Raw genomic sequence first — 6,953 nt, 5'->3', positions numbered from 1 at the left:
AAAAATACATAGACACCCCCTACAGTCAGAAACCATAGGGGGTCATTAAGTTATTGGGGTATGTGGTTAGCTGTTAGGCTGTTAGGTGTTAGGGCTTACGCCAACCATCATGATCAATATCATCTCTGTTGATTGGGAGATGGGGTGATTGCTTTTTATCTTCTATAGCACTAGTCAATACGGTTAGGACGCAGCCTTGAGAACAGAATCCATGGCATCATGGAGAGAATCAAACTGCGTCCTAACCACCTTGACTAATGCTATAGTGCCTTTCGGCGCCGACAAAATCTCTACGCCAAAACGCCATCAGGACTCGATCGAGCACTCTCGGTACAGCGTTTAATCCATAATTGGGTTAGACCGCGATGGTCGAGTTGGGAGACTCCTGCCATGGCGCTCGGTTTCGCCTCACGAGCGGTGAGTGTTGGCCCAATGCTTTCTCTGAGGAGCTTTCGAGACTTGCCACCTTAAGTGACCAGTACCGTCAAATTAGGAGCCGTGTGCTGGGAAACTCGCAAGCACGGTTTTGTATGGGAGGGGGAGATGGCGACATCTCTCTCGACCCCTACTCAAATAGTCTCACGTTGGGTGCATCTCAGTTAAAAAATGAGTAATTGTACTTAGTGCAACCTTCACCCACAGCCCTACATAATGAGCGAAGCACCACTCACCCTCCCTCTACTCATGGATTCTCAGAAACCAGCTCAACTCCAGCAACACCTTGACGCGATTGCGGCCATTCTCTACAGCGAAGCTAACCCTGCTGAACTCACCGCCCTTGAAGCCATTGAGAAGAGTGTTCGTGCTCTTACTCAAGAACACGTCTTGCCTCAACTAGGAGTTTTTTTATCGACCAGGCAACAGACCGCCACAGTGGAAAACAACTCACCCTGACCAGTATCCTCGGTAAACTCACCCTCACTACCGCTCAAGGTCAACAACTGCAAGTGAAGCCAGGGACTCGTTGGAGTCCATACTTTGAGAAGTGTTGCTTGCTCGTTAGTGCTAATAACGCTTACCAACGAGCCGAAGAGGATATCACGATACTGACCGGGATGAGCATCTCCCACAGTACGCTCCAACGCCTTGTACAGCGAGAGGACTGGTGTGAGGTGGAGATAACTGACCCCCCACACGGAACTGAGCCTAGATGGAGGAATGGTTCGCCTGCCCACTGAGGAGAGTCAACCCTGTGAGTGGAGAGAATACAAAGGGTTAAATGTTCATGAGCAAGGGGGTGTAGCGTTCTTTAAAGATAATCAAGGACTACTGGAGTGGGGTGAATGCCCAACCCCTAGGGGAGCAGTTTACCTGTCTTGGAGATGGTCATGAGGGGGTGTGGAACATTGTCAGTGAGATGGGGACATCACAGCAACGGATGGAAGTGCTCGATTGGTATCTAATAATGGAAAATGCCAACAAGGTGCAAGGAACACCGGCTCAACAGTCGCAGATGCGAGCACTGCTATGGCGAGGAGAGACCCAGAAGGCAATTGAGTATCTACGCCCAGAGCCATGTCGGGGAGCGACGGGGTTTATCAATTACTTAAAGCATCACCAGACTAGGATTATAGACTACCAGGCTGGGCAGGAAGCGGGGCAATCGATTGGTTGGGGTCGGGTGGAGTCGTTGGTGAAACAAATTGGGATGAGGGTGAAGTTGCCGGGGGCACAATGGCGAAGGGAGAATGTGCCGAAGGTGTTGAGGCATCGCTGTGCCTACCTAAATGGCGCGTTAGCTGCTTAATCAGGGTAAGAGTAGATTTTTTCCCTGAGTAATTATACTCATCTCCTAATTGAGATGCACCCATCTATTTAATTAGTGCTACCACTTCTTATAAGGTAAGAACTTACCACACATAATCACCTGGACACGATCGCCCTTAGGATCTTCAACCTTTTCCACATCGAGGGTAAAATCGATCGCACTCATGATACCATCCCCAAACTTTTCATGGATTACCTCTTTTATAGGCATCCCATACACCTGCATGATTTCATAAAAACGATAAATCAGAGGATCAGAAGGAATAACAGGATCTAAAGAACCCTTGAGAGGAGGCACAGTCAACTCATCCGCCAACTCCGCAGGTAAACCCAAAGCCTCCACCAACTTTTTGGCTTCAGCCTCATCCGCACTCGCCTGACGATAAATCACTGACGCAATCCAAACCTCATCCCGTCCTAAAAGTTGCTCCAACTCAGTAAAACTAACACATCTTGCTTTCTTAGCAGCCAATAATTTTTCAGTAATAGGTGCAGTCATTTAAAATTCTCCTTATTTGTTGATTTTTTGATTGGTAAACATGGTAGTCCTAAATAACTTGTAATATTTAGTCCAGATAAATAGCAATAGTGGAAACCCCCAGAATTAGGAGATTTAGGGGGCAAAAACCCCGACTTTTGATATAACTGATTATCCAAACTTGTAAACCATTAGCCTTCATTGCCCCCTTGTTAAGGGAGGTAAGGGGAGATCTGATCTTACAATTCAAAAGGACTACCATAAATAAATTAATTGTTTTGTTGAGACTCCCCCCTTATTAAGAGGGTTGGGGGGGATCTAGCCCCAAATTTGCGGGGAACAGACAAGGATCTAATCCCTTTCCCAAAGGAACTTACGATCCGATTCAGCAATAGCCAGATCATTGATACTCGCAAATCGATATTGCATCAAACCATTTTCCGCAAATTCCCACATCTCATTACCATAGGCACGATACCACTGGTTAGATGAATCATGCCACTCATACTCAAACCGCACCGCAATGCGATCACCCGTAAAAGCCCATAGCTCCTTACGCAAACGATAATCCAACTCCGTTGCCCATTTACGATACAAAAAAGCCTTAATCTCCTTCCTACCAGACAAAAACTCATCACGATTGCGCCATTGAGAATCAACCGTATAAGCTAAAACAACCTTTTCAGGATCTCTGATATTCCAAGCATCCTCAGCCATCTTGACCTTTTGAGTCGCCGTCTCTAGGGTAAAAGGAGGAAAAGGGGGTTTAGATTCAGTTACCATAATCACCTTCCTAAGCCACCCTCGCTTCTTCCACGGCGCGAGTTTCTCGGTATAAATGTTCCTCCATCGCCACCTTCAAATCATGATAGGCGGGATGTTCTTCCACCTCAAGACGATTGCGAGGACGAGGAAAAGGCACATCCAACACCTGAGCAATACCGGCCGCAGGACCTTTGGTCATCATAATAATCTTATCAGACAGTAACAAAGCCTCATCAATACTGTGAGTAATCATGATTACAGTTTTGCGATGTTCTTCCCAAATTCGCTCGATTTCTTCCTGCAAAAAACCACGAGTTAGAGCATCTAGCGCCCCAAAAGGCTCATCCATCAGCAAAATATCAGGATTAATAGCCAAAGCTCTGGCTATCCCTACCCTTTGCCTCATACCCCCTGATAACTCATGGGGATGTTTTTTTGCCGCCCCTTCCAGGTTCACCATTTGTAAATGCTCTTTTACAATTCTTTTTAAATTGGTAGGAGACATTTTCGGGTAAACCGTCTCCAGGGCAAAGCGGATATTTTCCTCCACCGTCATCCAAGGCATGAGGGCATAATTTTGGAACACCATACCACGATCAGGCCCAGGCCCTGTGATGGGTTCTTTGTTCATCATTACCGAGCCTGTAGTTGCCGAGGTTAAACCAGCGATAATACTCAATAAAGTAGATTTACCACAACCCGAAGGGCCAATGATACTGACAAAATTATTGTATTCAATATTGAGATTGATATTTTCAAGGGCGACAAAAGTTTTTTTCTTACTGCCAAATAAGCCATGCTTAGTAGAAAATACCTTTGATACTCCCCTTAAACATACCTGAACAGTATCTGGGGCTTCAAGATAAGTTAAATATTCTGGTTGATTAGATACAGTCATTATTTTTTACCGAAAGAAACAAGATTTTCAAGGAAGATAAAAATTTGGTCAAGTATTAAACCCACCAAACCGATGATGATAATGGCAACGATAATATTAGGTAAATATAGGTTATTCCATTCATTCCAGATGAAGTAACCTAACCCTGTGCCCAAAAGCATTTCTGCCGCCACGATTACCAACCAAGAAATACCCATACTGATTCTTAATCCCGAAATAATATTAGGTAGTGCCGCCGGAATAATTACCTTAAAAATAGTGCGCCAACGGGAAGCACCCAAAGTTCTCGCCACATCAAGATAATCGGAGTTAACATTACTAACCCCAAAAGCTGTATTGACAAGGGTAGGCCAAATACTACTGATTAAGATAATAAAAATACCTGTTTTTTCGGAATCTCGGAATAAATATAAACCCAAAGGCAACCAAGCCAAAGGAGAAACTGGTTTGAGTAACTGTACATAGGGGTTAAACGCTTTCGCAGCAATTTTAGAAATACCGATTAAAATGCCCAAGGGTACGGCAATCACCGAAGCCATAATATAACCGATTGCCACCCGTCGCAAACTAATCAATAAATTCCAACCAATACCCATATCATTAGGGCCATTATTGAAAAAAGGATTAGTCAACCACCACCACAACTCCTTAATAGTCACAGAAGCGGTAGGTACTCCTTGGGAAAATAGTTCCAGATTTGCCCCTATTTCCCACGATGAGAGAAAAATGCCGAGGGAAATAAGGAATATCCCCAGCGCTTTTATGTTTTCATTTTCTAAGAATTGTTTAAATTTATTGTCTTGAGTAATATTCATCTTTACTGCAATTAGTGTTCTCTTTCTTGCCAAAACAACAAGGCAAACTCTGCATTAGTTTTACCCCCCTATCCACAAAAAATTGTGGAATTGATAAGTAACTATTCATTACCCCCTTATTAAGGGGCTAGGGAGGATAAACTCCTAGAAGCCAAACTCATCAATTTGAGCCTGTATATAGCCTTCTGGATCTTGAGGGTTAAATTCATCCAAAGCCAGGGTTTCCGTGCGATAAATATCATCAGGGGGAGTTTGTCCTAATTCCTGAGCCAATTCCCTCGCTAAATCCGTTAAAAACACATCCTGCCCGATTTCGTCATAACTACCATCAGCGATCAATTGGGCTGCCCTACCATTTCCTGAAATATCCCAACGGACTAACTGAGACGTAATCCAGTTAGCAAAACTCTGCCAAGGATAGGGGTCAAAATCGATGCGATCGGGTACATTAAAACTATTACCCAAACCATCTTCAAAATTACCCGTTAATACGGCTTTAACCACCTCCACAGGTTGATTAAGGAAAGATCTACCAGAAATAGCCTCGGCAATTTCCTCCCTATTTCCTGACTCACTAGCGTAATCCGTTGCCTGAATAATTGCTTTATTCAAAGCTCGGAAAGTATTAGGATTATCGTTTATCCAAGTATCACTGGCTGCAAAAGCACAACAGGGATGACCATCCCAAAGATCTTTGGTAAGTTTATAAATAAACCCTGCCCCTTCAAAAACGGCTCTTTGGTTAAAAGGATCAGGCATCAAGAAACCATCAATATCTCCAGCAATTAGCTGGGCAATACTATCTGGGGGAGGTACAGAGCGAATGGTAACATCAGTATCGGGATTAATACCACCAGTGGCGAGATAATATCTGAGCAGTAAATTGTGCATTGAATAAGGGAAAGGTACACCCAAAACAAAGCCTCTAAAATCTTCTGGCTTATTGACATTACCCCGATGCTTGTCGGCGATGGTAATGGCTTGACCATTAATATTTTCAATACTAGCCAGTTTCACTCCAAAGGTAGCCGAGCCTAATCCTAAAGTCATGGCGATGGGCATGGGGGCTAACATATGATAAGCATCCAATTCCCCCGCAATGGCGGAATCTCTTATCGCTCCCCAGCTTGGCATTCTGACGTTCTGAGTATTTAGACCATGTTTTTGATAAAAGCCCAAAGGCTGAGACATAATAATGGGAGTTGCACAGGTAATGGGAATAAAGCCTACTCGTAAATCTGTTTTTTCCAAATCCGATACATCTGGGGGAGGATCATCAGGCTCAATTACCGTATCCCCACAAGCATTTACCAGGGTAACAAGGGCTGCACCGATGGCAATATTTTGTAAAAACTTACGGCGACTTACTTCCCCATTACGGATGGCATCCCCAAAAAACTGCCCAGATTTTGCTCCAAAGGCGGCAGAAAAGGCATTATCCAAACCTCCCGCTTGTTTTGCTAATTCCAAGACCAATTTTTCACGCTTGGGATTACCTTTACCCGCCATTTTCAAAAATAACTCTTTTCTTAGTTCGGCGGTACTCAGAGCATCGGCAATATCAAATGTTTGGGGTTTATATACTCCCATCTTGGTCAAGTCATTGATCATGTGCAAAGGATCACTGGGCATGGTTTCCATGAATTCCCAATGAGATTGACTTGGATGAAATTTACCACATTTAATACAAAGGTTTTCTACTCCTTTCCATTCATCTCGCTGAGATAAGACCGTCTTTGCGAATTTCATGATTATACATGTGAGTAGATAAACTGACCATGTGCATTAAACTGTTTTTCTCCGACATGAACTGTATCAATAGATACTTTTACCTGAAGTTTTTTCCCTTTTTTGCGCTCAACCATTTTATTTAACCAATATAAAATTGGCGCTGGTGCGTTGGCTGTTAGGCGGTGCGGGTGCTGGTTTGTTGTTAGTTGTCCAGTGTTTGTTGGCTCGTTGCCGGCTGGGCAGTTCGGGCGGGGCTTGCCGCTCTCTGTTTGGGCGATGTAGTGGCTTGCGGGCGGGCGTTTGTTAGCTCGCTCGCTTTTTTTTTGCGGATAACAGGTTAGGCAATCCCCTTATTTAGGATAACCGCGGCAATTCTGTTTCCATAAAGTGCAACTTCTTGGTGCGAGACGTTTAGGAGTCAAATAAGGCGGCAATGCCTGAAACAACCTCCGAGTGGGACTTTCACCCCTTGGTGAAATATAAGGGACTCGTACCCTGA

At 44.2% G+C, this 6,953-nt stretch carries 5 protein-coding genes and 2 pseudogenes; 2 read left to right on the top strand and 5 right to left on the bottom strand.

Going from position 1 to position 6,953, the window contains the following annotated elements; translation table 11 throughout:
- Nucleotides 1-264: 264 nt before the first annotated feature.
- Both P5674_RS22425 and P5674_RS22420 read left to right on the top strand, forming a co-directional pair.
- A pseudogene (locus P5674_RS22425) lies at nucleotides 265-471 on the top strand (IS1 family transposase); the annotation flags it as partial.
- 213 nt (nucleotides 472-684) lie between these two features.
- Nucleotides 685-1,747, top strand: a pseudogene (locus tag P5674_RS22420) (ISKra4 family transposase).
- Nucleotides 1,748-1,825: 78 nt separating this feature from the next.
- Here P5674_RS22420 and cynS read toward each other — a convergent pair.
- From cynS to P5674_RS22395, 5 genes are all read right to left on the bottom strand, one after another.
- Nucleotides 1,826-2,266 carry a cyanase gene (gene cynS, locus P5674_RS22415; RefSeq protein WP_006616532.1) on the bottom strand — a complete coding sequence of 147 codons (441 nt, stop codon included), beginning with the start codon at nucleotides 2,264-2,266 and terminating at the stop codon, nucleotides 1,826-1,828.
- A gap of 330 nt (nucleotides 2,267-2,596) precedes the next feature.
- Nucleotides 2,597-3,028, bottom strand: a complete 432-nt coding sequence (locus tag P5674_RS22410) for a nuclear transport factor 2 family protein (protein ID WP_006620528.1) — start codon at nucleotides 3,026-3,028, stop codon at nucleotides 2,597-2,599.
- 10 nt (nucleotides 3,029-3,038) lie between these two features.
- Nucleotides 3,039-3,908: an ABC transporter ATP-binding protein gene (locus P5674_RS22405; RefSeq protein WP_006616530.1), complete on the bottom strand. Its 870-nt coding sequence runs from the start codon at nucleotides 3,906-3,908 to the stop codon at nucleotides 3,039-3,041.
- On the bottom strand, nucleotides 3,908-4,723 hold the full coding sequence (ntrB, locus tag P5674_RS22400; protein ID WP_006616529.1) for a nitrate ABC transporter permease: 816 nt from the start codon (nucleotides 4,721-4,723) through the stop codon (nucleotides 3,908-3,910). Before ntrB ends, P5674_RS22405 begins: the two co-directional genes overlap by 1 nt.
- A 144-nt stretch (nucleotides 4,724-4,867) precedes the next feature.
- Nucleotides 4,868-6,472 carry a CmpA/NrtA family ABC transporter substrate-binding protein gene (locus P5674_RS22395; RefSeq protein ID WP_014275517.1) on the bottom strand — a complete coding sequence of 535 codons (1,605 nt, stop codon included), beginning with the start codon at nucleotides 6,470-6,472 and terminating at the stop codon, nucleotides 4,868-4,870.
- Nucleotides 6,473-6,953: the final 481 nt, after the last annotated feature.

The organism is Limnospira sp. PMC 289.06, from assembly GCF_032350395.1.
Lineage (GTDB): Bacteria > Cyanobacteriota > Cyanobacteriia > Cyanobacteriales > Microcoleaceae > Limnospira > Limnospira platensis.
Note: the sequence above shows the minus strand (reverse complement) of the source record. Positions and strands in the feature narration are given on the sequence as shown.

Bases quoted from the DNA above. Each gene is read 5' to 3' on its own strand.
- cynS (WP_006616532.1), bottom strand. From the start codon at position 2,266: ATGACTGCACCTATTACTGAAAAATTATTGGCTGCTAAGAAAGCAAGA.
- P5674_RS22410 (WP_006620528.1), bottom strand. From the start codon at position 3,028: ATGGTAACTGAATCTAAACCCCCTTTTCCTCCTTTTACCCTAGAGACG.
- P5674_RS22405 (WP_006616530.1), bottom strand. From the start codon at position 3,908: ATGACTGTATCTAATCAACCAGAATATTTAACTTATCTTGAAGCCCCA.
- ntrB (WP_006616529.1), bottom strand. From the start codon at position 4,723: ATGAATATTACTCAAGACAATAAATTTAAACAATTCTTAGAAAATGAA.
- P5674_RS22395 (WP_014275517.1), bottom strand. From the start codon at position 6,472: ATGAAATTCGCAAAGACGGTCTTATCTCAGCGAGATGAATGGAAAGGA.